At 52.7% G+C, this 25,505-nt stretch carries 30 protein-coding genes and 1 pseudogene; 19 read left to right on the forward strand and 12 right to left on the reverse strand.

The window, feature by feature from the left end; translation table 11 throughout:
* Positions 1 to 160 precede the first annotated feature (160 nt).
* Together IAE55_RS28865 and IAE55_RS28870 are read right to left on the reverse strand one after the other, a co-directional pair.
* Positions 161 to 1,342 carry a glycoside hydrolase family 130 protein gene (locus tag IAE55_RS28865; RefSeq protein ID WP_145160483.1) on the reverse strand — a complete coding sequence of 394 codons (1,182 nt, stop codon included), beginning with the start codon at positions 1,340 to 1,342 and terminating at the stop codon, positions 161 to 163.
* A complete protein-coding gene (locus IAE55_RS28870; RefSeq protein ID WP_145160481.1) occupies positions 1,339 to 2,514 on the reverse strand; it encodes an AGE family epimerase/isomerase in 1,176 nt (391 codons plus the stop codon). The genes IAE55_RS28865 and IAE55_RS28870 overlap by 4 nt, the downstream gene beginning before the upstream one ends.
* Before the next feature lie 350 nt (positions 2,515 to 2,864).
* Between IAE55_RS28870 and IAE55_RS28875 the strand changes: the two genes are divergently transcribed.
* From IAE55_RS28875 to IAE55_RS28900, 7 genes and pseudogenes are all read left to right on the forward strand, one after another.
* On the forward strand, positions 2,865 to 3,074 hold the full coding sequence (locus IAE55_RS28875; RefSeq protein WP_076173330.1) for a KGG domain-containing protein: 210 nt from the start codon (positions 2,865 to 2,867) through the stop codon (positions 3,072 to 3,074).
* 217 nt (positions 3,075 to 3,291) lie between these two features.
* Complete coding sequence (locus IAE55_RS28880) at positions 3,292 to 3,729, forward strand: GNAT family N-acetyltransferase (protein WP_145160479.1); 438 nt, start codon at positions 3,292 to 3,294, stop codon at positions 3,727 to 3,729.
* 33 nt (positions 3,730 to 3,762) lie between these two features.
* Entirely contained in the window at positions 3,763 to 4,308 is a 546-nt protein-coding gene (locus IAE55_RS28885) for a GNAT family N-acetyltransferase (RefSeq protein ID WP_200634564.1), read from the forward strand.
* A gap of 47 nt (positions 4,309 to 4,355) precedes the next feature.
* Positions 4,356 to 4,898, forward strand: a pseudogene (locus IAE55_RS33985) (O-acetyl-ADP-ribose deacetylase); the annotation flags it as partial.
* Between the two features lie 24 nt (positions 4,899 to 4,922).
* Positions 4,923 to 5,267 (forward strand): nuclear transport factor 2 family protein, encoded by a 345-nt coding sequence (locus IAE55_RS33990; protein ID WP_325168701.1) that lies wholly within the window; start codon positions 4,923 to 4,925, stop codon positions 5,265 to 5,267.
* A 48-nt stretch (positions 5,268 to 5,315) separates the two neighbouring features.
* Positions 5,316 to 5,918, forward strand: a complete 603-nt coding sequence (locus tag IAE55_RS28895) for a dienelactone hydrolase family protein (protein WP_200634566.1) — start codon at positions 5,316 to 5,318, stop codon at positions 5,916 to 5,918.
* A 135-nt stretch (positions 5,919 to 6,053) separates the two neighbouring features.
* Entirely contained in the window at positions 6,054 to 6,449 is a 396-nt protein-coding gene (locus IAE55_RS28900) for a VOC family protein (RefSeq protein ID WP_145160472.1), read from the forward strand.
* 100 nt (positions 6,450 to 6,549) lie between these two features.
* Here IAE55_RS28900 and IAE55_RS28905 read toward each other — a convergent pair whose 3' ends face one another.
* Positions 6,550 to 6,819 carry an excalibur calcium-binding domain-containing protein gene (locus tag IAE55_RS28905; protein WP_145160470.1) on the reverse strand — a complete coding sequence of 90 codons (270 nt, stop codon included), beginning with the start codon at positions 6,817 to 6,819 and terminating at the stop codon, positions 6,550 to 6,552.
* A 107-nt stretch (positions 6,820 to 6,926) separates the two neighbouring features.
* On the opposite strand from IAE55_RS28905, the gene IAE55_RS28910 reads away from it, so the two are divergent.
* From IAE55_RS28910 to IAE55_RS28925, 4 genes are all read left to right on the forward strand, one after another.
* Complete coding sequence (locus IAE55_RS28910; protein ID WP_186381981.1) at positions 6,927 to 7,382, forward strand: NUDIX hydrolase; 456 nt, start codon at positions 6,927 to 6,929, stop codon at positions 7,380 to 7,382.
* An 87-nt stretch (positions 7,383 to 7,469) separates the two neighbouring features.
* The gene (locus tag IAE55_RS28915) at positions 7,470 to 7,925 is read left to right on the forward strand and encodes a hypothetical protein (RefSeq protein WP_200634567.1); all 456 of its coding nucleotides are present in this window, start codon (positions 7,470 to 7,472) and stop codon (positions 7,923 to 7,925) included.
* Between the two features lie 16 nt (positions 7,926 to 7,941).
* Positions 7,942 to 8,382, forward strand: coding sequence for a hypothetical protein (locus tag IAE55_RS28920; protein ID WP_200634568.1), 441 nt, complete (start codon positions 7,942 to 7,944; stop codon positions 8,380 to 8,382).
* A gap of 56 nt (positions 8,383 to 8,438) precedes the next feature.
* The gene (locus IAE55_RS28925) at positions 8,439 to 8,915 is read left to right on the forward strand and encodes an SRPBCC family protein (protein ID WP_200634569.1); all 477 of its coding nucleotides are present in this window, start codon (positions 8,439 to 8,441) and stop codon (positions 8,913 to 8,915) included.
* A gap of 52 nt (positions 8,916 to 8,967) precedes the next feature.
* Here the strand turns inward: IAE55_RS28925 and IAE55_RS28930 are convergent, their stop codons facing one another.
* Complete coding sequence (locus IAE55_RS28930) at positions 8,968 to 9,885, reverse strand: aldo/keto reductase (RefSeq protein ID WP_116232067.1); 918 nt, start codon at positions 9,883 to 9,885, stop codon at positions 8,968 to 8,970.
* Between the two features lie 423 nt (positions 9,886 to 10,308).
* Here IAE55_RS28930 and IAE55_RS28935 point away from each other — a divergent pair, with 423 nt between their 5' ends.
* Positions 10,309 to 10,884 carry a dihydrofolate reductase family protein gene (locus IAE55_RS28935; protein ID WP_200634570.1) on the forward strand — a complete coding sequence of 192 codons (576 nt, stop codon included), beginning with the start codon at positions 10,309 to 10,311 and terminating at the stop codon, positions 10,882 to 10,884.
* A gap of 66 nt (positions 10,885 to 10,950) precedes the next feature.
* Here IAE55_RS28935 and IAE55_RS28940 read toward each other — a convergent pair whose 3' ends face one another.
* On the reverse strand, positions 10,951 to 11,298 hold the full coding sequence (locus IAE55_RS28940; protein ID WP_145160456.1) for a winged helix-turn-helix transcriptional regulator: 348 nt from the start codon (positions 11,296 to 11,298) through the stop codon (positions 10,951 to 10,953).
* A gap of 192 nt (positions 11,299 to 11,490) precedes the next feature.
* On the opposite strand from IAE55_RS28940, the gene IAE55_RS28945 reads away from it, so the two are divergent.
* The 4 genes from IAE55_RS28945 (at position 11,491) to IAE55_RS28960 (ending at position 14,891) form a co-directional block, all read left to right on the forward strand.
* A complete protein-coding gene (locus IAE55_RS28945) occupies positions 11,491 to 12,429 on the forward strand; it encodes an alpha/beta fold hydrolase (protein ID WP_200634571.1) in 939 nt (312 codons plus the stop codon).
* Entirely contained in the window at positions 12,426 to 12,941 is a 516-nt protein-coding gene (locus IAE55_RS28950) for a dihydrofolate reductase family protein (RefSeq protein WP_200634572.1), read from the forward strand. The genes IAE55_RS28945 and IAE55_RS28950 overlap by 4 nt, the downstream gene beginning before the upstream one ends.
* A gap of 285 nt (positions 12,942 to 13,226) precedes the next feature.
* Positions 13,227 to 13,793 carry a histidine phosphatase family protein gene (locus tag IAE55_RS28955; protein ID WP_105445915.1) on the forward strand — a complete coding sequence of 189 codons (567 nt, stop codon included), beginning with the start codon at positions 13,227 to 13,229 and terminating at the stop codon, positions 13,791 to 13,793.
* Between the two features lie 129 nt (positions 13,794 to 13,922).
* Entirely contained in the window at positions 13,923 to 14,891 is a 969-nt protein-coding gene (locus IAE55_RS28960) for a phosphotransferase family protein (RefSeq protein WP_145160451.1), read from the forward strand.
* A 60-nt stretch (positions 14,892 to 14,951) separates the two neighbouring features.
* Here IAE55_RS28960 and IAE55_RS28965 read toward each other — a convergent pair whose 3' ends face one another.
* Positions 14,952 to 15,533: a TetR/AcrR family transcriptional regulator gene (locus tag IAE55_RS28965; RefSeq protein ID WP_145160449.1), complete on the reverse strand. Its 582-nt coding sequence runs from the start codon at positions 15,531 to 15,533 to the stop codon at positions 14,952 to 14,954.
* Between the two features lie 282 nt (positions 15,534 to 15,815).
* On the opposite strand from IAE55_RS28965, the gene IAE55_RS28970 reads away from it, so the two are divergent.
* Complete coding sequence (locus IAE55_RS28970; RefSeq protein ID WP_200634618.1) at positions 15,816 to 17,066, forward strand: MFS transporter; 1,251 nt, start codon at positions 15,816 to 15,818, stop codon at positions 17,064 to 17,066.
* 22 nt (positions 17,067 to 17,088) lie between these two features.
* Here IAE55_RS28970 and IAE55_RS28975 read toward each other — a convergent pair whose 3' ends face one another.
* The 3 genes from IAE55_RS28975 to IAE55_RS28985 all read right to left on the reverse strand — a co-directional run bounded on the left by IAE55_RS28975 (position 17,089) and on the right by IAE55_RS28985 (position 20,056).
* Positions 17,089 to 17,895 (reverse strand): hypothetical protein, encoded by an 807-nt coding sequence (locus tag IAE55_RS28975; protein ID WP_145160447.1) that lies wholly within the window; start codon positions 17,893 to 17,895, stop codon positions 17,089 to 17,091.
* Positions 17,896 to 17,971: 76 nt separating this feature from the next.
* The gene (locus IAE55_RS28980) at positions 17,972 to 18,718 is read right to left on the reverse strand and encodes a DUF2730 family protein (protein ID WP_145160445.1); all 747 of its coding nucleotides are present in this window, start codon (positions 18,716 to 18,718) and stop codon (positions 17,972 to 17,974) included.
* 30 nt (positions 18,719 to 18,748) lie between these two features.
* Positions 18,749 to 20,056 (reverse strand): SPFH domain-containing protein, encoded by a 1,308-nt coding sequence (locus tag IAE55_RS28985; RefSeq protein WP_200634573.1) that lies wholly within the window; start codon positions 20,054 to 20,056, stop codon positions 18,749 to 18,751.
* A 200-nt stretch (positions 20,057 to 20,256) separates the two neighbouring features.
* Between IAE55_RS28985 and IAE55_RS28990 the strand changes: the two genes are divergently transcribed.
* Positions 20,257 to 20,751, forward strand: a complete 495-nt coding sequence (locus tag IAE55_RS28990; RefSeq protein WP_186381980.1) for a cysteine hydrolase family protein — start codon at positions 20,257 to 20,259, stop codon at positions 20,749 to 20,751.
* An 81-nt stretch (positions 20,752 to 20,832) separates the two neighbouring features.
* Here the strand turns inward: IAE55_RS28990 and IAE55_RS28995 are convergent, their stop codons facing one another.
* Positions 20,833 to 22,056, reverse strand: coding sequence for an MFS transporter (locus IAE55_RS28995; protein WP_105445923.1), 1,224 nt, complete (start codon positions 22,054 to 22,056; stop codon positions 20,833 to 20,835).
* A gap of 121 nt (positions 22,057 to 22,177) precedes the next feature.
* Here IAE55_RS28995 and pdxR point away from each other — a divergent pair, with 121 nt between their 5' ends.
* Positions 22,178 to 23,599: a MocR-like pyridoxine biosynthesis transcription factor PdxR gene (gene pdxR, locus IAE55_RS29000; protein ID WP_200634574.1), complete on the forward strand. Its 1,422-nt coding sequence runs from the start codon at positions 22,178 to 22,180 to the stop codon at positions 23,597 to 23,599.
* A gap of 85 nt (positions 23,600 to 23,684) precedes the next feature.
* Here the strand turns inward: pdxR and IAE55_RS29005 are convergent, their stop codons facing one another.
* Together IAE55_RS29005 and IAE55_RS29010 are read right to left on the reverse strand one after the other, a co-directional pair.
* Entirely contained in the window at positions 23,685 to 24,344 is a 660-nt protein-coding gene (locus IAE55_RS29005) for a peroxiredoxin-like family protein (protein WP_200634575.1), read from the reverse strand.
* Positions 24,345 to 24,453: 109 nt separating this feature from the next.
* Positions 24,454 to 25,422 carry a helix-turn-helix transcriptional regulator gene (locus IAE55_RS29010; protein WP_200634576.1) on the reverse strand — a complete coding sequence of 323 codons (969 nt, stop codon included), beginning with the start codon at positions 25,420 to 25,422 and terminating at the stop codon, positions 24,454 to 24,456.
* Between the last annotated feature and the right edge of the window lie 83 nt (positions 25,423 to 25,505).

Raw genomic sequence — 25,505 nt, forward strand, 5'->3', positions numbered from 1 at the left:
TTTTTTTTTATTAAACCCTGCGTTTTTTTCTGCCCGGGGGGGGGGGGGGCGCCCCCCCCACGCTCCATACATCATATAGTACAAGTATAGCTTGCTTTGGCAAGCGAATAAAGAAAGATGTATCTAAATGAGGCCGGGGTTATACCGTGTTGGTTAAAACTTAAGCGCGCTCGCCCAGCAGCTGTTCGTTCTGTGCGATCAGCTTGGCGCGCTGGGCCGCATTATCCAGCGAACGGAACTCATCCCCCGGCGTGTTGAACGTGTAGTCGACCAGCCGGTCTACCGTCGTCGTGGCCACGTGGATGCGGGTATCGCTTGAAGCATAATAAATAAAGACCTCATTCTTCTCGTTGACGACGGCTCCGTTGCAGAAAATCACGTTCGAGACGTCCCCGACGCGTTCGTCATCGTACGGTGCGATGAAGTGGCCGCCTGGCTTAGCAATAACCTTGGCAGGATCGTCTAAGCTGGTCGCAAAGGTATACAGCACATAGCGGAGACCCGCCGCCGTGTTGCGGACGCCGTGGGCGATATGGATCCAGCCGCGGTCGGTTTTGATGGGAGCGGGCCCTTGGCCGTTCTTCACTTCGTACACCGTATGATACCGGCGCTCGTCGATCACCGTCTCCTGGTCAATGACCGGATTCAGGATGTTATCGCATAACCCGAAAGCAATGCCGCCGCCCGAACCGGTGGAGATGAAGCCGTCCTGTGGACGTGTGTAGAACGCATACTTGCCGTCCACGAATTCCGGATGAAGGACCACATTCCGCTGCTGCGGTGAACCGGTCTGAATGTTCGGCAGACGCTCCCAGGTTTTGAGGTCCCGGGTGCGGACAAGTCCCGCCTGCGCTACAGCGCTCGACGTATCGTAAGCCGGTGCATCCGGGTCCTTCTGCTCGGAGCAGTAGATCCCGTAAATCCAGCCGTCCTCATGCTTGACGAGGCGCATGTCGTACATATTCGTTTCGTTCGGGTCGATATCGTCCCAGACCAGCGGTTGATCCACGAAGCGGAAGTTATCGATTCCAGTCTCGCTCTCAGCCAGGGTGAATATCGATTTGCGGTCCAGGCCCTCGGTCCGTACGACCAGAATATATTTACCATCGTGATAAATAGCTCCCGGGTTCAGCGTGGCGTTAATGCCCAGCCGTTCCATAAAGAACGGATTGCGCTCGGCATCCAGGTCAAATCTCCAATGGATCGGCACGTGGTGGCGAGTGATCACAGGGTACTTGTATCGGTCATAGACTCCGTTGTAAAACTCCGTATTCCGCTCATTGGGCCGGGACAACAGTTCCTCCTGGCGGGAAGCCAGCTCGGCATATTTTTCATGGATCATGCTTCATTCATCCTTTCAATCATTTCGATACAAAATCGGCTGTTATGATAAGGGCACTTCCAAGGTCCGGCTATTTCGCGGCGGTCCGGCTGCCCGTCCGCCTGAACCGACCAATACCATTCGCCGCCGCCTCTAGGGTCAATGATATGGGTCTTCGTATACGTCCACATCCGGTCGATCAGATCCAGAAAACGGGTATCGCCCGTCCGCTGATAGGCGTTGTAGAAGCCGACCATGGACTCGGCCTGCACCCACCAAATGCGGGTATCGTCGATGCGGTCGCCGTGCTGCTCGTTCATCAGGGAGCCGTCTTCCGAGACTGCGGTATCGGCGATCTGATAAGCGATGTCTACCACCATCTTCGCGTAATCGGCATGGTCGGAACCGATGGCTTTCATCGCATCGTCAATGAGCCAGCTGGCCTCAATGTCATGGCCAAACGAGGTCAGGTCCAGCAGGGAGTTCCAGCTCCGGTCAAAAAACACATTCAGGCGCTTTTTCTCTGGATCGTAAATCCGGTTGTAGAGCATGGACAGCAAATTCTCCAGTGCGGAGCGGACCCGGGGATCCGGCCATACGCGATACAGCGTCGTATACGCCTCAAGCACATGAATGGTGGTGTTCATTGTGATGTCCGCGTTCAGCCCATTTTCGCTGAGCATTTCGTTCGGCTGCTCATGCCACTCGCGGTCAAACTCTTCCTTATAAGCCTGAATGCCGGTATCGTAGCCCTTCTCTTCAATCAGCCCGAAAAGCTCGCGTGCCAGCTCAAGCGCCTCCGCATCGCTGGTGGCCCGGCTGTATTCGCTAAGCGAGTAGACGGCGAAAGACTGGGCATACACATGCTTGCGCGTGTCCAGCGGCTGTCCCTCATGATCGACCATCCAGTACATGCCGCCGTACTCCCGGTCAATGAGCCGGTCCCTCAAAAACGAATAGGCATGCTTTGCATGGGATGCCCACACTTCTTCGCCCGTTACCCGGTAGGCTGCGGAAAAAGACCATAGCTGGCGAGCGGTGGCGATCCCTCCCTTGGGAGCCAGAGTGTCCGTTTGCAGGTTTACGCTCACTTCGCCGTAATATCCCCCATGCCGGTCATCCCGCAATCCCGCCCAAAAGGGGAGGATATGCTCGGTCCATTCCCTGCGGATTTCCTGTTCAATGGATTTCAACGCCCAACACACTTCCTTTTATTAAGTTATCGTTAACTTTACAAATTAATATTAATAATCCGGTAACGATATTGTCAATGAGAAAAGAGGAATAACGAAGTTATACAAGAAACCGCAGCAGATAGAGTGGGGATGCTCTCTTTTTTTGAATATAAGGTGATACAGAAAAAGGTGCCTGATATTTCGCTAAATAACTTAAACGTTTAGGTAATGTAAGACGGATTAAGTCGCACGGGAAAAGGTAAAAATTTCATGACGGCAAACGGGAAGAGAACCTGTTTAAAATTTTTTCATGCGGTTAAATACATGTCGTGAAAGAAATTCCCAAAAATTCAGAGGAGTGATTGATCATGGCAAATAACCAAAATGGCAAAATGAGTCCGGAAGAACGAGGCCGTATGGGTGGAGAAGCCACGGCGAAAAATCATGACAAAGAATTTTATCAGGAAATCGGCCGCAAAGGCGGAGAGGCTACAGCCGAGTCGCATGACAAGGACTTTTACCGTAAAATCGGTGAAAAAGGCGGCGAAGCCCGTGCGCGTCAGCGTGACAACGATTAATACGATGACCCCCTAAATTGGAATATGACATTAGGGTACGCGGCGCTTAAAGTCGGCTTTTCGAAAGAAAACTGGACCCGGCGATCCGTAGAACCCAAGCCTAAGAATAAAGCCCGAGAAATCTCGGGCCTTATTCTTTTTGTTTTGCAAAAAAACGATTGAACTTTGGAATCAGACTTGATACTATTGCCCTTAAATACATAAAGGGTGGATATATATGGAAAATATTGACGGAGATTTGGTGATCAGCACCGACAAGTCGAAACTGGACGTGGAAAAGGTTTGCGATTTTCTGTCGCGGAGCTATTGGGCGAATAAACGGCCCAGGGAAAGAATCCTGAAGTCGATCGAAAACTCGATTTGCTACGGGGCTTACATCGGAGACAGGCTGGTCGGTTTTGCGCGGGTCGTGACCGACGGGGCCACGATGTATTGGTTGTGCGACGTGTTTGTGGATGAGGAATACAGGGGGCACGGCATCGGGAAAAAGCTGGTCGGCACGATTACCAATGCCGATGAGTTCAAAGATTTGAACGGGCTGCTTGGCACCAAAGATGCGCACGGTTTATACGAACAATACCATTTTACAAGAATGGAAATGATGCGGCGTATGGCGGATTACATCAGAAATATGGATAAGGGCGGCTCCGTATAAAACGGTCCGTATCGATCAGAGAGGGTGAGGGGAATGGGGGAAAACGTCTATCAAGACCTCCCCGTGCTGGAAACCGCTAGAACCGTGCTTCGTAAAATATCAATCCGGGACGATCGTGATATATTTGCGTATTGTTCGGATGAAGAGGTGGCCAAATACACGACGTGGTACACGCATGCATCGCTCGAAGATTCCCTGGGGTATATTGTAAGGATTCTCCAGAGGTACAGCCAGCAGCAGGTGGCCCCATGGGGAATTCAGGACAAAGCATCGGGAAGGCTCGTTGGAACTTGCGGGTTTGTAGGCTGGGATGTGCATCATGCGAAGGCCGAGCTGGGGTATGCCATATCGAGGGACTTTTGGGGTCAAGGATACATGACCGAAGTCGTGAAACGCATCATTGATCTGGGGTTGAACCAGATGGATCTGGTGCGGATCGAAGCTCGCTGCCACCCGGACAATGTGGGCTCCTCGCGCGTCATGGAAAAGTCGGGCATGCAGTTCGAAGGCCTGTTAAGAAAAAGCATTTATACGAAAGGCGTCCATCAGGATTTGAAGATGTATGCCCTAGTTAGATAGAATAGAGAACCATCGCTAGAAGATTCAGGCGGAAAGGAGAACGAAGCGTGGAACGAAACTATCAATCTACCGTGATCGAATTAACCCAAGGAGACATTACTCGCGCTGAAGTGGATGGCATCGTGAATGCCGCGAATTCGAGCCTGCTGGGCGGAGGCGGCGTCGACGGGGCCATTCATCGTGCCGGCGGGAGCGAAATTCTTGAGGAATGCAAGAAAATCCGGGCTAGACAGGGAGGCTGCCCCGTAGGCGAAGCCGTGATCACGACGGCTGGCCGGCTGCCGGCCAAATATGTGATTCATACTGTGGGGCCCGTGTGGAACGGCGGACAGCATGAGGAAGAGGCCAAGCTGCACAGCTGCTATATCCAATCGCTTGCGCTGGCTGATCAGTACGAGCTGGAAAGCGTAGCTTTTCCAAACATTAGCACGGGAATCTATGGTTTTCCCAAGACGTTGGCGGCGCCGACCGCTATCCGTGCGGTGAAAGAGTTTCTATCGGCTCATCCGCAGACCTCTATCAAGAAGGTGCAGTTCGTTTGCTTTGACAAGGAAAATGAAGAGATTTACCGGAAACTGTTAGAACAGGATGCCGAACTGCTCATTCGCCATTATATCGAAGCTTATAACACATTTGACATCGAGGGGATGTTAAGTGTGCTTCATCCGGATGTCATTTTCAGAAATATCGTCGGTAACGAGGTTTCGGTGGAAACGAATGGACTGCAGTCATTTCGGGCTTTGGCGGAAAAGGCGACAGCCCTGTTTTCGACCCGGCATCAAACTATCTTGGAGCTTCGGGAGATAAACGGCCGGATTGAGGCGGACATTGATTACACAGGTGTGCTGGCGTCGGATCTTCCTGACGGTGTAAAGGCTGGAGATACCATTCGGTTACAAGGAAGGTCGGTCTTTACGGTCAAGGATGGAAAGCTGTCTCTTATCGAGGACTACAGCTAATCATAAAAGCAGAGCTCTAACGATTTACTATAGAAAGAGATGGCAAACATGAATTTTCAAACATCCAGAAAGGCACTGGTCATCATACTCCATGAAATCTATGGGCTTAACGAGCATATTCTTGCTTTTGGCGATAAGGTCTCCCAGGCGGGTTACAAGGTGCTGACCCCGAACCTGCTGAAACGGGAGCCTTTTCCGTATGAACAAGAGGAAGAAGCCTACTCCTATTTCGTGAGCCAGATCGGCTTTGACCGGGCCGTTGATGAAGTGAGGCAAATTGTACGAGATCACCGGGATCAATACGACTGCATCATGATCGTCGGCTTCAGCATTGGAGCAACCATTGCCTGGCTGTGCAGTGCATCCGAAATCGACGGGATCGTCGGATTTTACGGATCAAGAATTCGCAATTACGCCGAAACGGAGCCGAAGTGCCCGGCTTTATTGTTTTTTGCAAGGAACGAAAAATCCTTTAACGTATCAGAGCTCGTTGTAAAATTGGAGCATCGTCAGAACACGCACGTCCACGTCATCGAAGGGGAGCATGGGTTCATGAACCCTTACTCCAAAAGCTACCTTCCCCAAGCCTATCAGGCATGTCTGGAGAGGAGCTTTGACTTTTTGCAGTGGATAGCGAAGGGGGAAATGTAGTCGAGGCTTCGGCAGATGACAGCGATCCGAGTATGGGTCGGGACCACAGATTGATATCTAATATTTTCGCTTTACATGCGAACATACATTCTTGTAAAATGTATTTGGGTATAAATTCCAAATGGGGTTTCTGATATGGAATCTGGGCGAATTCTAGGGATTGCTTATAATGTTATGCCGGTGAAAGACGTGGAGAAATCGGCGGAATGGTTTGTGAAGCATTTCGGATTTAACATTCGCAATAAGCGCGACGGTTATCTGAGTTTGTTCAGAGAGAACCGGCCGATTCTTGATCTGATCCAAAGTGAGCACGATTCGAGAGCGGTGTTCGAAGTGAACGGTAGAAAGCGCTGGGTCATCACCTTTTTTTCGGACGATATCGTGTCGCTGCACAGCCGGTTACAGGCCGGGGACGTCAAGGTCGGCAGCCTAAGCGACGAAGGGAAGTACGGGAAGTTTTTCGTACTCGAGGATTTGGACGGCAACCTGTTTGACGTATGGGAGCATCGGGATTGCGAGCTGGTTTACTAGAGCCGGTCATGCGGCCATCTTAGAACGGGTCATAACGAAAACAAGCACGACCCCATAGTTAAGGAATCATGCTGCTAGAACACTGTCCATAATCTGTTCGTTATTTTTCACACGCGATGAAATCTTTGTCCCGGTCTTTGCTTTTGTTGGCGTCATAGAGCTCCTTAGAAACATAAGGCTTATATTTGGTCTTGCCGCCTTTGTTTTTGACTGAAGCCGAGCGGGCGACACCCCCCTTGTAATCTTTGTTTAATTCAGCGCAGTTCTGGTACTTCTTCACTTGACCTGCCGCTTGAGCATGACTGATGGTGCCCAGACTGATCCCGGTACATAGAATCACACTTAGAGAAAGTAAAATGCTTTTTTTCATTCTCCAAATCACCCCTGTTCGTCTATTATGGTTCATAGGACCATCGCTATCATAGCATGCGGTAACGGGAATTTGGAGGGGAAAATGAACATAAACGGAGAGATGGAATGAACTCAGAAGAAAACATCATTGTCGCCAGCGTTTCCGTTCTGCGGATCGGAGAGGTGTTCATGATCCAGGAGAAGAAGGCCTCCGCGTATGGTCTGTGGAACTTTCCTTCAGGGCGGCGGGAGACGGGGGAAGATTTGGCCGAGACCGCTGTTCGGGAAGTTAAGGAGGAGACTGGACTGGACGTACGGCTGAAGGCTGTTACTGGTGTGTACCCGTTTCGAAGCGCCAGTGGTCAGCAGGTGATCCTGTTTCATTTTGTCGGCGAAGCAGCGGGTGACGCTTTAAGAGTACGGAATGATGAAATTATGGATGGCCGGTGGGTTGCCATCGATACGCTGCTCCATCAGCCGGATGAACAGCTGCGGGAAGCGAAAGTCATCAAGCAGATCACCAGGCGGTTGTTACGGAAAAAATTCTACCCGCTTGACGTATTTCATGAAATGATTCGGTGAGTATTATGGAAATAGAGTAGCATAGTAGTAAAGAACGAAAGAGGCTGTCTTTTGGCAGAACCATCTTGTAACCGTTAGGAGAGCAGCATGAAGCTAATGCCTGAATACGCCCACAATATTATCGTTGGGGTAGTTTTTCGAAACCAGTGGAGCTGGTACATAACGGAGAGGGAATACTGGTTTTTGAATGTGGAAATGGAAGACCGCTTCGGTATTGAAGTTCTGGATGAAACCACGGCAGCTGAATTTTTTCGTCTTATCGCGGACTTTCGAGTGTCTTCAACGGAGCTCTCTCAAATGCTCGTGGATTTGCAGGACTCTTTTCAGCATCAAGACGAGGTTCTCGAGTTTGTTCCGGCCCTTTACGTCCATTTCGATGATCGCTTGCTGTATTCGCTGTTCCCGGAACCGATGTCCTTCGAGCATTATGTCCCCGAGGGATGGGTTGGGGAATATCGTGATTTTTTGGAACTGGTGCCGGAAGCGGAACGGTATTGGATGATCCAGGGGAAGAACTTTTTCAATACGATGCCGCAATGGTAAGCAGGGGAGGGAGCTTTTGATATACATTTTAGAGGAACCCCGCAGCAGAACTTATGAGGGTTTGATCTCGATGGCATTCCGTGTGTGCGATGAATTTATTCTAGTCAAAAAGGATCAACTAACGCTAACGCCTGCAACGGAGGCGCTGGCCGAACGATTAAAGCCTTACATCAAAACAGTCAAGAAGCAGGACGCTTGGCCGGGAACCCAACTGTTTGGTCATTATGCTGATGTATATTATTTTGATTGCCAGCCGCCATTGGAGAAGCTGATCTTGGAGTCCGCTGATGGCCTGTATGAATGGGTGTGGCCGAATTTGTTGGAGGATTTATGTTTTTTTAAAGGCGGTCAGCCTTGGCTTGTTAATATCGCCCATGAGCATGAAGCGTGGATCAAGACGGATGACCGGGAGGAAATTTTGCAATTTAGAGGGATCGAAGGATTGATAGTGTACTAGCTTTTAGGAATTCAGTTCAGTACACTACTTTAAACCATCATGACAGGATGAACGGTATGTCGACGATACGAGAAGAAATGATGATATATGCCCCGATCGACGTCTGCTTTGACGTCTCCCGAAATGTGGATGACCACTCCCGAACGGTCTGGCCGCACACCAACGAGCGGGTTGTTGCCGGAAGGATGAGTGGTTTACTTGAAGCCGGGGATATAGTGGTGTTCGAAGCAAGGCACTTTGGGATTCGGCAGCGGCTGACCTCGAAGGTGTCCGAGATGGATAAGCCCTATTCTTTTACCGACGAGATGCAAAAGGGGGCCTTTCGCCATCTGACTCACCGCCATGAATTTGAGGAGGTTGCCGTAGGAACGCTGGTCAGGGACATTCTCGATTTCAGCGCTCCGTTCGGATGGGTTGGGCGGATGTTTGATGCGCTCGTGTTGGAAAAATACATGAGGGCCTTTATCCGCTACCGTCAACGGACGCTCAAGGCACTCATTGAAAACGAAAACAGCCCCAAGTCGTCGACTTGAGGCTGCTTCTGTTTTGCCGTCCGTACATACGAGCGGCCGTTATGCACATGATTTATGGCAAAATGTTACCGGCTGCGCGGTAAATTTCGTACCATTCTTCGCGGGTCAAGGTCACATCGCTTGCTTTGATGCAGTCCTGAAGACGCTCAAGGTTCATCGTGCCGATGACCGGCTGCATGTTGGCCGGATGGCGGAGGAGCCACGCAATAGCGATGGTCGTATTGGTTACGCCGTATTTACCGGCAATTTCGTCGATCTTTTGGTTCAATTCCGGGAATTTGTCGTTTCCAAGGAACACGCCTTCGAAGAAGCCGTATTGGAAAGGCGACCAAGGCTGAACCGTAATGTCGTTCAGTCTGCAGAAATCCAGCACGCTGCCGTCACGATTCACGGCCGATTCATTTTCCATGTTCACGTTAATGCCGGCGGAAATCATGGTGGCGTTCGTGATGCTGAGCTGCAGCTGGTTGGCTACAATCGGCTGCTTCACGAATTTTTTCAGCAGTTGGATTTGCATCGGGTTCTGGTTGGATACGCCGAAATGGCGCACTTTGCCGGAGGATTCCAGCTGCTCGAACGCTTCAGCAACCTCTTCAGGTTCAACCAATGCATCCGGACGGTGCAGCAGCAGAACATCCAGGTAGTCGGTTTTCAGTCTTTTCAGAATCCCGTCTACCGAATTCAGGATATGCTCCTTGGAAAAGTCGAACATGCCCTGACGGATACCGCATTTGGATTGAAGAATGATTTGCTCACGGACGTCGCTGTTCATATGGATGGCGTCTGCGAAAATTTCCTCGCATGTACCGCCGCCATAGATATCGGCATGGTCAAAGAAATTGGCTCCTTGCTCCAGTGCCGTTTGTACGAAACGCTCCGCTTCGTTTTTGTCCAGGGAGTTGATGCGCATGCAGCCTACTGCAACTACAGGTACTTCCAAGCTGCTGCTGCCAAGCTTAATCGTTTTCATGAATCCTGTCCTCCGTATTCATATGGGTTTGGATGTTTCGACTCCAACACGAAAGTTCCGGCTTCCTGCTGAAGTTTCCTCTAGTAAGCGTGATCTAGTGATGAATAGTTTTGCAGACAGTCCCCTGTTTATAATGACACCGCGTGTGGCAGGATTCAAGTCTTTTTATGAGGATAATAGCAGATTATGAGTTTATGGCGGGAAACTGGAGGAAATAAAGAGATAAGAAACCCTTTCCAGTGACTAAAAAGCTGGGATCCGAAGTGTATTCATAGGCTAGAGAACAGATCGTCACTTAAACACGGTATCGTCATTAAGCTAACGGGCAGCATAAATCAGCAATCCATAATAAACAGCCTGGACTGAAATGTTGTAGAGTGAAGTTAATGGTAAGCATGCCACTTGAACAAAGGAGAATTGAAGATGAGAAAACTTGTTTTATTTTTGCATTCATCGCTTGACGGTTTTGTAGAAGGGCCAAACGGCGAAATGGACATTGGCTGGGTTTCCTACGATGCAGATTTGGAGAAACACGCGAAAGAAATTCTGAGTACTGCCGACACGGTCATTTGGGGACGTGGGACTTATCAGATGATGTACAACTACTGGCCAACTGTGCCTTCGAATCCAACAAGTACACAGCATGAACTGGATCATGCCGAGTGGATCGAAAAGACAGCCAAAGTCGTCTTTTCCACGACGCTGGAGAATGTCGAATGGAACAATTCCAGACTGGTGAAAGAAGATGTCGAGGAAGAGATCAAGAACCTCAAACAGCAGCCAGGCAGAGATATGGTCATCCTTGGTAGTCCTAGGTTCGCGCACTACCTTATGGGGCTTGATTTAATTGATGAGTATAAGATCACGGTTTCTCCTGTCCTGGTCGGCAGCGGGCTGCCGTTATTCCAAGGCATCAAAGAGAAGACCAACCTTAAACTTATCGAGAACAAAACTTTTGATTCTGGGGCGATTGGTCTCGTTTACCAGACGGTTAGATAACCTTGTTTCGTAGATTAGCATGCTTTTTTTAACAACCCCCTTCCATTTGGAAGGGGGTTGTTGTATTTAGGCTTGGGCTTCCTGCAATTCCACTGTATGCGCCGTTGGACAGGGCTGCTCGGCCCACTCCCGCATGGCGGCAAAGATCGGCTGAAGGCGCCGGCCTTTATCCGTAAGCTCATATTCCACATGCAGCGGCACTTCTGAAAAAATGGTCCGCGTGACGATGTGATTCTCCTCCAGGAGGCGCAGCCGGTCGGTCAGCGTTTTCGGGCTGATGGGATGCAGGGACCGTCGCAGCTCCCCGAAACGATTTAACCCGTTGAACAGGTCGCGCAGAATCAGGAGCGTCCATTTTCCCTCCAGCAATTCGATGACCGGGGTAATCGTATCCGGACATTTGGGATCGATCATGATGAAACCCTCCTAGTTCATTTTTTGAAACTAGTGCACTTAAATGTAACTACTTTTCAAATGTACCACAGTCGACTAATCTTAGGAAAGGGAACGGATTCCAGAAAATTCCGGTCCCGACCCATAATCGATTATCGGGCTTGCTGGATCCAAGTCTTGGAATATACCAATTGAGAAGATAGGAGAAATATCATGCAAAGACCCTTTGAGGTAGACGCTTCGGAATATCCGTTTCAGGATCATTGGCTGCCTTACCGGGACGGTGCGATTCATTATATCGATGAAGGCGAGGGGCCGGTTGTCGTGCTCCTGCATGGCAACCCCACATGGTCTTATTTGTACCGGAATGTGATCAAAGAGCTGAGCGGCCAGTGCCGGCTGATCGCGCCGGATTATCCCGGCTTCGGGATGTCGAAGGCTCCTATGGGCTATGGCTATACACCCCAGGAGCATGCGGAAGCAGTGACGGCACTGATCAAACAGCTGGATCTGCAAAATGTAGTCCTCGTCGTTCAGGATTGGGGCGGACCGGTTGGGCTCCATTATGCGGTGCATCACCCTGACAACGTATGCGGCATCGTCCTCATGAATACATGGGCGTGGCCGGCCAAGATCTTGCCGATGAAGCTGTTTTCGATGGCCATGGGAGGCTGGCCGCTCGGATACTGGCTTCAGACCCGGCGGAACTTTTTTGCCCATACGATTGTGCCCGGCGGCATTCACCATAAGGAGAAGGTCACGGCAGCCTTGAGGAAGGCGTATACCGATCCTTTTCCTACCCCGGCGCTTCGCAAACCGACCTGGGTGTTTCCCAGAAGCATTCGCAAAGCCGGGCCTTGGCTGGCTGAAATTGAATCCAGACTGCCTCTGCTGGCGGAGATTCCTGCGCAAATTTTGTGGGGACTGAAGGACAGTGCCGGTTTTCCGGTAGAGGAAATGCAGCGCTGGCAGGGCATTTTGCGAATGCACGAAACGGAAGCTTTGAGCGATGCATCCCATTATGTGCAGGAGGACCGCCCGGACCGGGTGGCGGCGTCCATCCGCAGAGTGCTGGAAAGAACAAATGGCGCAGGGAAGCGGCCGAATACGATTAAATATACAGAAACGAAATCGAGGAGGATATCCATATGAAAACGATTCTTTGGGCGGCGCTGTCCGCCAACGGAAACTATGCGCAGTCGGGGCCTGACAACCCGCCGAAGCCGGAAGCTCTGGCCGATTTTGCGGCCCATGCCGGACGATCGGGGAACTTTATCGTGGGGCGCAGAACCTTCGAGGGGATGCAGGCCGGCGGCGGTGGAGCAGCGTTTGAAGGGCTTGATATCGTGGTTGTGACCAAGCGTGTCAAGGAGATCGCAGGCGTGAAGGTCGTGAGCTCTCCTGAAGAAGCACTGCAGTATCTCGCGAGCCGGGGGCATTCCACCGCGCTTTTGGCGGGAGGGGCCGATTTGCATAATGCTTTTCTGGGAAGCGGGCTTGTCGACGAGCTGGTGTTCAATGTAGCTCCTGTGCTGGAAGGAAAAGGGCTGAACCTGGTCACGGACCAACATGAGTATCAATTTAAAGATGTGGAGCTGCTGGATTGCAAACCGCTGGGATCCGGTGTGGTGCAGCTGCATTATGCGGTCACGGGTTCGTTATAGATGCAGTGTAAGTGTAAAAATAAGCGGACGATAAGGAAAGCTTCTTCCTGATCCATCGGGAGGAAGCTTTCTTTTTTTGTAGTGACGATAGTGAGGTAGGGACATTTTACGTACTTGCCCCCATCATCCATTTCAATTATTCAACTTATACAAGCAGTTTTTGTTTAAAAATGGTGAGTCTGCGGCCTAAAATCCATGCTAAAATAGATCCACATCACAACGGACAGCGGAGAACGAAATATAAGTGTAAGCTCATATCCTTTTTTTAGAATCGGGGGAATCAGAGTGGAAGTCGTATTTGTCCGTCATGGGCACGGGGAGCATTTGCTGGATTATCCTAACCAACTGAACATGCTGCATCCCGGGTTAACGCTGTATGGAGAGTCACAGGTGAAAGAGCTGCGGGGGCGTTTATTGCTGAACGGTAATGAGCAGGTTGTCGTCAGCCCGACTAAACGTACCATCGAAACGGCGAGGATCTTACTGTCAGACGGTCCTTTTGTGATCTCTCCGCTGGCAGGGCCGCGCATGTTCCCGCAAGATCCTTCGTATTCGCCCTTCGTCTGCGATCAAATCTATTCGAAGGAGGAGATTCGCGAGACGGTTCCAGATGCCGTGATCGTGGATTTTGGCTTGGACCTTTGGGAAGAAGGGATCAACCGCATCGGACAGGAAGCATTCGAGACCTATGGGAGGCAGCTGCTGGATTGGTGCAAGGCACAGGCGGAACGTGTTATCATCGTTTCCCATGACGGGACGATTACGAATTATCGCATGCTCCTTGGCGAACAGGGGCTGACCCGGGAGGACTTTCTGGGAGAAGCGGGCGTATACCAGGCGAGGTATGAATAAGACATCGATCGTTTACAAATCAGGGCTCGTCGGAATCTGAACCGAAAAAATATATGGACGGACCAAGCGAGCTTTGACGCATGGGACTTCGAATACATCGGTTTGTAAAAGCCGTAGGGGGAGTTTTTAATGTACAACCTGAGCCAATTCGTTCTGCCGAACGGAACGCTGAGCGGAGAGGGGCTGTGGAAGCGAGAGACCTTGTACCAAGGCATGAACGGCAAATTCGTGGAACGGTTCTACCCGGATCGGCAGCACAGCTACATTTTCAAGCCGCTGACCAACGGGGAGAGCGTGGACCGGGAAGCCTGGATTTACCGGCATATGCTGTCCGGCTTTCCGGACATTTACCCGGCGCTGCTCGCCTCTTCGGAGGAAGGAGCCGGGGAGGAGGGATGGTCGATTTTTGAAGACCTTGGCCCCCTTCGCCATGAGTACGATGTAGAAACCGCCATGAAAGTGGTACAGCAGATCGCCTGGTGGCATGCGCTGCCGGAGGAGTGCCGGGAAGGTTTGAGCGGGTCGGGGCCTAAGCCGCAGATCGAGCAGATCGCCGCCGATCTCATGAACAGACGGGATGAGGCTGTGGCGGTTATGAACGAAATCGGCGAGCCCTGGGAGCTGGACGGCATGATACTCAGCTTTGCGGAGGGCCGGGCACTCCCGAAAATAAAGGTGGTATCCCACGGGGACTTGCATTTGGGCAATTATGCCGTTGCGGCTGACGGCCGCTTGTATATCATGGATTGGGAGCATGCCCACCTGAATACCCCGTTCTGGGACCTGTATCATCTCATCGACATGTCGCATCCCTTGTTTCCGAAACAGGTGACCGCTGAAGATCGGGAAAAACTCCTGACCTATTACGTAGCTCAGTCGGCGCTGTATGGCGCGGAGTGGGACCTTGGCGATTTTATCCGCGATTACTGCCGCTTCGCGACCGTGTTTTCCATTTGGATGCTGCTCCTGATTTCAGGTGACTTGAAACGGGGAGACAGCGTCTGGCCGCAGGAACGGCTGCTGGCACAAAAGGAAGAAGCGATCGCCGGCTTAAAAGGATGCCTGACGAGCCTGTCGCTCGAGCGGGACTCGGCTTAATCTGCTGCTCCAAGGCTTTCCTCCTGAGCACAACACAACTGCCGGTTCCGTTCATGCATCTTATTGAATCAACGTGAGAATGACCTCAACCGAATGATCGACAAAGGAACGCTCCGGGCGGGCTTTCATCATCACCGTCAGACCGATCAAGGAGACGACCAAGGTCTGTGCCAGGGACTTGGCGTCCACACCGGTGTGCAGTTCGCCTGAACGGAGCCCCCGTTCGATCGCCTCCTGAAAAATCGCCGCCAAATACATCTCATGCTCCCGTGTCAAAATCTCAAATTTTTCATCATGCGGAGCCATCTCCACCATCGTATTAATGCAGAAGCATCCGCGGTTCTGCGGATCGGCATACGACTCCTCGACAATCCCCTCAAAATAACGTTTGAACGCTTCCTTAACGGATTCGCCGTGCAGAAGAACGGATCTGGCCTGCGCCGCATGCGCGGCGGTATATTTCCGCAGAGCCGCTTCAAACAGCTCCTTCTTATCCCCGAACGCGGAGTAAATGCTTGGACGCTGAATGCCCATTCCCGCCGTCAGATCGCTTAAGGACGTTGCCTCATAGCCTTTACTCCAAAATATATGCATGGCGTCTTCTAGCGCCTGATCCACATCGAATTCACGCTGCCTAACCATTTTCGGCACCTCATTTCATATCGATCGGTATGTTTAGATTGTAGGATAATCCTCCCCTCCTGTCAATTCGGTCAGCCAAGATCCGTGATCGGACTAGCCTATAAATATTTTGCGTAATCCGTTAAATTCAGGCCCAATAACAAATTCGATCCATAAACCTCTTGACAGCACTTTGCTCGGGAAGGTAAGGTAAGCACAAATCATTATGTACCAATTGGTATGTTATGATAATTGAAGGATCGGGAGGGGTTCGTTGTGAACAACCTGCAGGAAACCGAATCGATGGTAACTGGAGAAAGGGCGGGTTCTGAAAAGGAAGAAGAGACGGTCTCAGCTCCAGTTGCACTGGCTGCAACCGTGCAGCCGATAACCCGCTGGACTGCGCTGCTGTTTGCCGCGGCGTGCGGTTTGGCGGTCGCCAACGTCTATTACGCCCAGCCGCTGCTGGATTCATTGGCGGCACAGTTCGGGATTTCGCATTCGTCGGTCGGGATGGTCATTACCGTTACGCAGATTTGCTATGCCATAGGTTTGATGCTGCTCGTTCCGCTGGGAGATTTGTTGAACCGCCGCAGGTTAATTCCGGGCATGATGCTGATATCCGTGGCTGCACTGGTCGTCGTAGGTACGGCGACTAACCGGGGCATTCTGCTTGGAGGGATGGCGATCGTCGGGCTTTTGGCCGTGGTCACGCAGGTGCTGGTTGCTTATGCCGCGACGCTGGCGGCCCCCGAAGCACGAGGGCGGATCGTCGGCGTGGTCACGAGTGGGGTGGTGATCGGGATTCTATTGGCCCGAACATTCGCCGGCCTGCTAACGGATGCCGCCGGCTGGCGCTCCGTCTACCTGGCGTCTGCGGGTCTGATGCTGATCGTGGCCTGCATTCTGCTTAAGGTGCTGCCGGGAAGGGACCCGGAAAAGGCTTCGCTGAACTATCCTCAGCTGCTTCGGTCGGTGCTGGGTCTGTACGTGCAGGAGCGGATCCTGCGTGTTCGCGCCGTGTTGGCGCTGCTTATTTTTATGGCGTTCAGCATATTGTGGACCTCGCTGGTGCTGCCGCTCAGCAGTCCGCCGCTCTCCCTGTCGCACACCGCGATTGGGGCGTTCGGACTTGCCGGGGCCGCCGGGGCCCTCGCGGCGGCAAGAGCCGGACGGCTGGCCGACCGGGGTCTGGGACAGTGTACCACAGGTGTCGCCTTGGTGCTGCTGCTCTTCTCATGGCTTCCGATCCGATATACGGAGCACTCGCTGCTGTCCTTGATCCTGGGCATCCTTTTGCTCGATATGGCGGTACAGGCCGTCCATGTGACGAACCAGAGCATGATTCTGAGCGTACGCCCGGAAGCCCGCAGCCGATTGACTGCGGCTTACATGACGTTTTACTCGATCGGCAGCGCCACGGGTTCCATCGCCTCGACGAGCATTTATGCCCGATTCGGCTGGGACGGGGTGTGCATGCTCGGGGCAGGCGTCAGTGCGTTTGCGCTTTTATTCTGGGCCTGGACCCGGCGAAGCGGGGAAAAGGAAGGGTGAGGTCCTACTAAAGTCCAAGCGGTCAGGCACAAACGACATTGCCGCAGTACTCGCATTCTTTTTCCCGCTCCGCGCCCAGAAATACCCTTGCTCCGCAGCCTGGGCATTCGACGGATTTCGGAGAGGAGGACTGACCGGAAACGGGGGACTGAAACCCCGAAGGCCGTCCATGTCCTTTTTCATCAGAGGCAGAGTCCTCTTCATCATACTCGTCATCGTACTCATCGTCGTACTCTTCATCATTTTCTTCATCATACTCATCATCGTATTCTTCTTCATACTCTCCGCTAAGGTAATCCTCAAGGGCCTGTTGTTGAATGTAGACGGTTCCGTTGATGATTCTGCCTTCCGGGAGGAGCCCTTCCTCAAACATAAACGTCAAATCCCGGGTGACATCGGCGGGGGATGTCTGTGAAAGGTTGCGAATCTGCTCAACAGAGGTCAGGCGCATGCTTACAACGGCTTCCTGATAGACCTGAAGCAGGGAGCCGAATTTTTTATCGAGCCTATGGCCGACCAGGAAAAAGATCAGGGTAGGAAGAAACCAATATATCGCCAGAACAATCCCTGAAGTCAAATAATCAATCTGTTCCTCTTCTCCAAACGTATCGTAGGTCAAATAGAGAATGATCATGATGGAGATATAGGAAAAGACCATAGCCCATCCCAATAGCCGTAAGTTTCTGCCTTTGGCTTTGTTATGATGGTGGGTCGATGCCAAGCGGATGAAGGCGAGCAGCCCGCCGACGGGAAATACGAGCAGGGTGAGGATTATAATCCACGTGTCAAATGTCGAAAATCTAACTTTATATGGAACCGGGATCTCCATATGATGGTCTCCTTTATGCATGATGTTATTTATGTATATAGAATGAACTAAAGAAATGGTTAAACTTTAGTTCATTCTATGTGGAACCGGCTTTTGCTTGAAGTAACTGTGAATTTCTTTCTAATGCTGTACGCTCGATGTCATGGATCAGGAGTAAAGCTTCATTGGCTAATTGTTCACGCTGGTCCGGCACAGCGGTAGCGATCAGGCTCACCTGATCCTCCAGCAGCGATATTTTCTGCAGAAGCAGCTGCTCCACTTCGTATAAGGCCGGAACCGAATTGGGGTCGCTGTACCGGAGCGTATCCTCCAGGCCGCGGATTTGCTCTTGAACACGATCGAGCCGGGTCTGCTCCGGCAGCGATTGAAGCTTCTGACGGATGGTTTCCAGCCGATTCGCAGTATCCCTCCCCTTGCTCCAGTTGCGGTGATCCCGCCGCTCCTGCTTGTTAGCATAGGCTCCGGATAGCTCCACCGTCCCCGTGAGGATGATGAATCCGAGCAGGGTGAGAATCAGGCTCCATACATAAGAGGTGACGGAGAGCGTGGTCCAAAGACTGAACAACAACATCTCCAGCAGCACCGCCCCGGCGTACAGTCCAGCTGCGATACCGGAGCCAATGTAAAAGGGAGCAGGCATGCCTGGACCCTGACGGCGGTTAAGCATGCGATATACAAACCGAAGAACAGCCGCTGCCGCGCATCCCGCGCCGGCACCGGATATCCAGGACCTGCTCTCGGCCCAGCCGCCGCTCCACCCAAACCCAAAGAAAACAATCAAGGGAATAAGGATGACAGCGGTAAAAAACCAGCTTTTATACATCAGTGTGGTTCCCCTTCCTTTCGCACCGTTTCAGGTTTGGGCATGGCCGCATTCCATGCAGAATTTCTGTCCTTGCTGTACCTCCGCCTGACAGTTCGAGCATTTCAGGATGCTGCTGGTTCCGCAGCCCGGGCAAAAGCGGGCCTTCGGGTCCATCCATTCCCCGCACTCGCGGCACAGCTTCGGCAGCAGGGTTCCGCAGCTGCTGCAGTTCACCGATCCGATCTTGAAGTCATAGCCGCACGCAGGGCAGGCGTTGTACGGATCGCCGCAGTTCAGACAAAACTTGGCGTTCGGCGGAAGCGGTTGTCCGCAATCGCTGCACACGATTTTTTTCGCGGGGATGCCGGCTGCTCCTAACGTCAAACTCTGGCCGCAGGCAGAGCAAAATTTCGAATCGGCGGCGTTCAGCTGCCCGCATGTCACACAGGCTTTTTGCTTAACGTCCATATCGCTAGTGGTTTGAACCTTCACATTTCCGGCCATTTGCTGGACGGCGTCGTACATCGATCCTGCCATGCCCAACCCCATGCCGAGTCCGCTGCCGACGATACCGGCGGTGCTGCCCGGATTTTTGGCGGCGCTTTCGAGCGTATCGTAGGAACGTTCTTGTTGATAGGTGAAGCCGATAATGTCCATTTCCGCTTTTTTGGCCAGTGCTTCCTTAATGCGCTGCGTAGACGGATCATTTTCCGGTAAATTAATCGAATCGATAAAGAAATTCACAAGGGATATGCCCATTTCCTCAAAAGACGGTGCGATCGTGTCCCGGACATGCTTGGAAATTTCGGCGGCGTAAGCGTTAATTTCAACCACGCTGATTTTTTTATGGATAATGTAAGAGGAAATCATTTCGTTAATGTTCGAGGTCAGAACCCCGCGGTAGTATTTAACGAGTGTATCTTGATCGAACGATGGAAGCGTGCCGACCAATTTCAGCAGAAACTTGCGTGCATCTTCAATCTCCACCCCAAATTGGCCGAAGGCTCTGAGCGATACAATAATGTTAAACTTCGGATCCTGCAGTTGGATGGGAGATGCGGTTCCCCACTTCACATCCAGGGACCGGAGCTTATTCACAAACCATACCTCTGCGGTAAACGGCGATTTGCCGCCGAACGGCAGATTAATGAGGTTGGAGAGGATCGGAATATTCGCCGTGCTCAAGGTGTGGCGTCCTGCCACAAAGGAATCGAGAGCCCTGCCGCCTTTAAATAATATGGCTTCCTGCGTTTCATGAACGATCAACTGGGTCCAGGTCCCGAGCTCCTGGTTCGGGTAGCGCCAGGCGAACACCCCTGGTGGTCCTTCGTATTCCACTACTTCAATGATAGCCATTTGCTGCACTCCTTTACTGACACGGTTCGCCTTCATCCCATAACATTCCATGGAAAAAGGTACTAATTGACTACTATTGTATACGATATTAGCCCTATTTGGGGGTCAAAATTTGGAAAAAACATGTTCGAACAAGGAAATTTTGCATAGAAACTCGAATTGTATTTTATATGAGGTAAACAAGTTGAGGAGGAATCCATTTGAAACTGGGTCTGCTGGTCATCGATATGCAGAAGCATCTGCTGAACGGGCACGTGGATCAACAAACGATTGACGGGGCCTGCGAGTATATCAATTATACCGCCGGTCTGCTGCGCTCGAAGGGCCACCCGGTCATCCATATAAAAGATGTGGAGGGCGCGGAGGACGTGAATGACGACGGAATCGGATTTATCCCGGGGATTCAGATTGAGCCTGGCGATACGGTGGTTCATAAAACCTTCTCCAATGCGTTCTGGAAAACGGAACTGGAATCTATCCTTGCGGAAAAGGGCGTCGATCTGCTGGTGGTGTCCGGTTTTGCCGCGGAATACTGCGTCCTGTTCACCTATAACGGTGCGCTGGAACGAGGGTTCAAGGCAGCCATCCTGCAAAGGGGGATTGTGAGCACGAAGCAGGGGGCGGTGCAGGACATTTACCGTGACCGGCATCTCATTTCGTATCCTGTCATCGAGGCACTGGTGGAACTGGGCTAGGTCGGAAAAAATAAAACGAAGACCCGCATAGAGGGAGGCGATCCCCGCTGCGGGTCTTTTGGTTTCCATTCAGGCTGTTTCCTATTCCGATAGATCCACCCTCTTTGCGGGAGGCGCTGCCTTGGAAGCGGCCCTTTTCTGTGCTTGAAAAGGAGCCACGAACCATTGAACGACGATGAGCGCCACCGTTACTCCCATCAAGCCGTAAATGGCAAACGAAAATGGACCTGCGGCATCATGGATGAGGCCGATGAGAAAAGGTCCGGCGGCCCCGATCAAATAACCGGCGGATTGCGTCATGGCGGCCCATGATGCGGCTTCATGGCTGGTTGCGGCTGCGTCCATCGGGAGGAGCAGGCCCAGCGCAAATAAAGTTCCGCTGGCCAGGCCGATCACGGCCGCGGCCAGCCAGGGCAGGGGCGAGAACAGCAGGATCAGACCGGCCAGCTGCGTAATCGATGATACCCATAGCCACAGCAGGCGGGAAGGGTAGCGCCTCAGCAGCCGCTGCAGGATCGTACCGGCCGGAATCTGCGCGATAGCAAAGATGGTGAGCATGACGGCTGCTTCCGACGAAGTGTACCCCAGGCTTTGCATCACGGGCGGCAGCCAGGCGAGGAGGGAATAGAAGCAGGCTGCCATAAGGCCGAAGTGCAGGGTGAGCAGCCATGCTTTGGGATTCCGCCAAGGCAGGCTGGCGGATGGGACTTCGCTAACCTTTCGCGGACCGGAACGGCTCCCCCGGTGCAGGGTCCACCAGACGGCAGCTCCGGCCGCCCCGAGTGCCGACCATACGGCTAAGGCGGCTTGCCACGATTGCGAGTCCGCCTGCAAGGGGAGGGACAAGCTCGAAGCGAGCGCAGCCCCGAGAGACAAGCCGGCTGAGTAGACGGCGATCATCGCAGGGACGCTGCTCGGAAAATGCTGCTTAATAAACCCGGACAGCAGGGGACCCATGGCTGCAATGCCAAGCCCGGCAATCAGGGCGGTCAGCAGCAATACGCCGGCCGAGTGTACGAACAGCCGCAGGATCGTTCCGAATCCGATAAGCACGAGTGACCAGCGAATCACGCGTTCAGTCCCCACCCGTCCGGCCAGCTTGGCCGAGACGGGGGATAACAATCCCATGCACAGCACAGGGATGGATGTCAGCAGGCTTGCCGCTGCGGACGACATGCCCAGGTCGTCCCGGATGAAGGCGAGCAGCGGGGATACCGAGCTGATGGCTGGACGCAAATTTAGGGCTGCCAGAAAGAGAGCGGCGGTCATGAGGCCGCCATGGGTTGGTTTTGGAGACCGATACATAGGCGTCACCTTCCTTCATTTCATTGCAAAATCCATCCTACCATGCTAGATTGGCTGTAATAAGCACCACTCTGGAGCGATTTTGAACATACCAATTTGCGAAGGAAGGGAGTGAGCCGTATTGGCACAGGACCCTACAGGCGTGCAGGCAGCAGACACCAAAACGAGACAAATCTACTCCTTGCTCAGGGAGCGGATCTTCCAGGGACAATATTTCGCGGGTATGCGCCTGCCGTCGAGCCGGGAGCTGGCGCAGGAACTCGGTGTGTCACGCACGCTGGTCGTCAGCGTATATGAGCAGCTGGTAGCGGAGGGGTATTTGGAAGGGCGGCTCGGATCGGGGACGTATGTGGTCGATTTGGAAAACAGGAAGCCTGCAAGATTCGAGAAGTCGGATCAGAGCTTTCATTTCTCCCGGAAACAGCCTGATGACGGTTATGGTTTCGACGGGGTCGATTTCCGGCCGAGCTTTCCGTCGATGGAGCATGTTCCGCGCAAAAAGTGGCGCGAGGTCGCCTATAAGGTATACGACCAGCTGGACGACCGGGAATACGGATATGCCGGTCCTGCGGGGCACTGGGGGCTGCGCCTGCAAATATGCGAAATGCTGCTGAATATGAAGGGCATTCTATGCGATCCCGAGCAGGTCGTCGTTACGGCCGGTGCGACGCAGGCGATCACGCTGGTGTGCAAGCTGCTGCTTCCGCCGGGAGAGACGGTCATCTCGGAGGACCCGACGTCCACGTTTATCCATGGGATTTTTCAGACGGCCGGCGCGGACATCGTACCGGTTCCGGTGGATGCCCATGGGCTGCGGGTTCAGGATATTCCCGGCCAGGCCCGCCCCCATCTTGTTTTTGTCACGCCGTCGCATCAGTTTCCATTCGGCAGTATCTTATCCATCGGGCGGCGGATGGAACTGCTGGAGTATGCGCGTAATACCGGTTGCTACATTATTGAGGATGATTATGACAGCGAGTTTCGTTATGCAGGCATGCCGGTCCATGCGTTAAGGGAGCTGGATGCAGAGCGGGTGATCTACATCGGCACCTTTAGCAAAAATCTGTTCCCGGCGCTTCGCATCGGCTATATGGTTCTGCCTCAGGACTTGGTTGCGCCCATGGAAGGGATCAAGCGGCTTATGGATATGCATACGCCTACGCTGGATCAGGCCATCCTGGCGCGGTTTATCGCGGATCACCATTTGCAGCGCCATGTCACTCGAATGAAGCGGGTATACAGCCGGAGAAGAAAGCTGCTGATCCGCAGTCTGAGCGAAACGTTCGGGAACCGGATTCAGGTGAGCGGCGACGCCGCGGGACTGCATTTGATTGCCGGTTTTCCGGGGCGTATTTTTGACGAGGAACGGGTCCAAACATTGGCGGAAAAGGGCGTCCGGATTTATCCGGCCGAAAAGTATGCCATCGTGAAGGGGAGGTTCGAGGACAAGCTGATTATGGGATTCGGCGACGTAGCCGAGCCGCAGATTCCAGAGGGAGTCCGGCGGATAGCAGAGGTGCTGAGGGAACTGGGAGAACAATGAAAAAGCCCGAGAATGACCCTATAGGTCATTCCGGGCTGTTTTTTGTACAGCGTGAGCGTCTCTAATCTCGCCGGAAAGGCTTCCGTTAGATGCTTTCCGCGAACTGCACCACTTCCTCCGGCTCAGCCCGCGTCCGGTAATCCGGGTCTACGCTGGCATAACGGATCACGCCCTGCGAATCGATGACGTAAGTGGCGGGCACGGGAAGCTCCCACGAATCGTCACCGTTGAATTGGTCCAGGGGAAAACCGAGGGAACGGTACACCTGCTGCACGTCTTCCGCCAGCCGGAAGGTCAGCCGGTATTTCTCCGCCACCTTGTTGTGCAGGTCGCTTAGAACATGATAACCGAGTCCGTTTTTTTCCTGCATGGACAAGGAGTGATCCGGTGTTTGGGGACTAATGGCCAGCAGCCGGGCTCCAGCCTCATGAATACGGTCCAGAAGCCGCTGGTAGGCCCTTAATTCCAAATTGCAAAACGGGCACCATGCTCCGCGGTAAAAGGTCAGAATGACCGGACCGTGCGCGAATTCTTCAGATAACGTAACGGGGTCACCTGTCTGATTGCTTAACGTAAAATCGGGTGCGTCATCTCCAACCATCAGGCCGCGTGCGGCACCGGATGTGCGTAAGTCCTCCACGGAGCGCTCGAACGCTTCGGTAACGGCTGCGGGCAGCACTTCCAGGCCGTGCCGGGTTGTGGTCGCCAGTTCGTCATTCAGCTTCAATTGGGGTGAATCAGACATATCTTCACTCTCCCTTGTCGGATATGCGCTCATCATATCGTGACCGGGGAATGAAGCACTACCAGTAGAAGGAGCCGGATGCTGGTTGGCGGGATTTTTTTGTGAGGCGTTACGGTTTCCTGATCAGCGTACCCGGGTTCATGCCGTACTTCCCGCGGAACGCCTCGGCAAAATAACTGGGATTGGAATAACCGACCGACACGGATACGTCGATGACGCTGGCATCAGGCTCCTGAAGCAGGCGGTATGCTGTTTCCAGCCGAGCCTCCCTCAAATAGCCGAACACGGTGCTGCCGTACCGGACCTTAAAGCCGGTCTTCAGCTTGAATTCGTTCAGGCCGATGAGGCGGGAGAGCTCCGATAAGGATGGCGGGTGGCTCATTCTATCCAGTATGATTTCTCTCGCCCGTTCCAGCTTGGACAGATCCGTTCTGGACAGGCCGGAGGGCCTCTGTTCCTTGCCCAAAAGCATCGAACGGAACGCATGGGACAGCAGCTCCAAAATTCGGCACTCCATTTCTATGCCCAGCGAGTCCGGCCGGACAGAGGCTTCCATCATCTGCTGCAGGAGGTAAGCCGAAGCAGGATCATAGGCTTCCTGGAATACCCGATATGGCAGCGTTCCGATAATCTGATGAAAATCCAAGGCCCGGGTGCCCTCGCCATTTTCCATGAAATGATGGAAGGCAGTGACGGGAATGGCGATGCTCACCATTTGAAACGGCTGATTTTTGGAAAAAGGCATGCGGGCTTCCGCCGGGTTGGCAAACTGGAGGCTCCAGCTGCCCGGCTTCATCTCGAACTCCCTGCCGGACACCTCAACTCTCCGGTAGCCTTGAACACAGCAGCTTAGCTCGACCATCGGCACCTGGGTATGCAGGGCTACAGTATAGTCATCGTTCAAACGAAAATCGACTGCCGCCATCCCTAAATCCTGCCGGGGAGCCAGGCGCTGCACCGTTCCTTCTCCCATCCATGAATGAAGGTTCATGCGTTCGTACCGGCGCCCTGATGAACCATGCATCTGCAATCCGTCAAAGAACTGCCTAAAATTGTGGTGAACGTCAGGCAATGCCATTTCCTTTGCACCCATTTCCTGTATATTTGTGATACCATTATACGGCTATAGCGTTGGGATCTCTATATGGTGGATGGTGCGGA

It is taken from the genome of Paenibacillus sp. S28 (genome assembly GCF_016624415.1).
Classification (GTDB): Bacteria; Bacillota; Bacilli; order Paenibacillales; family Paenibacillaceae; genus Paenibacillus_AQ; species Paenibacillus_AQ favisporus.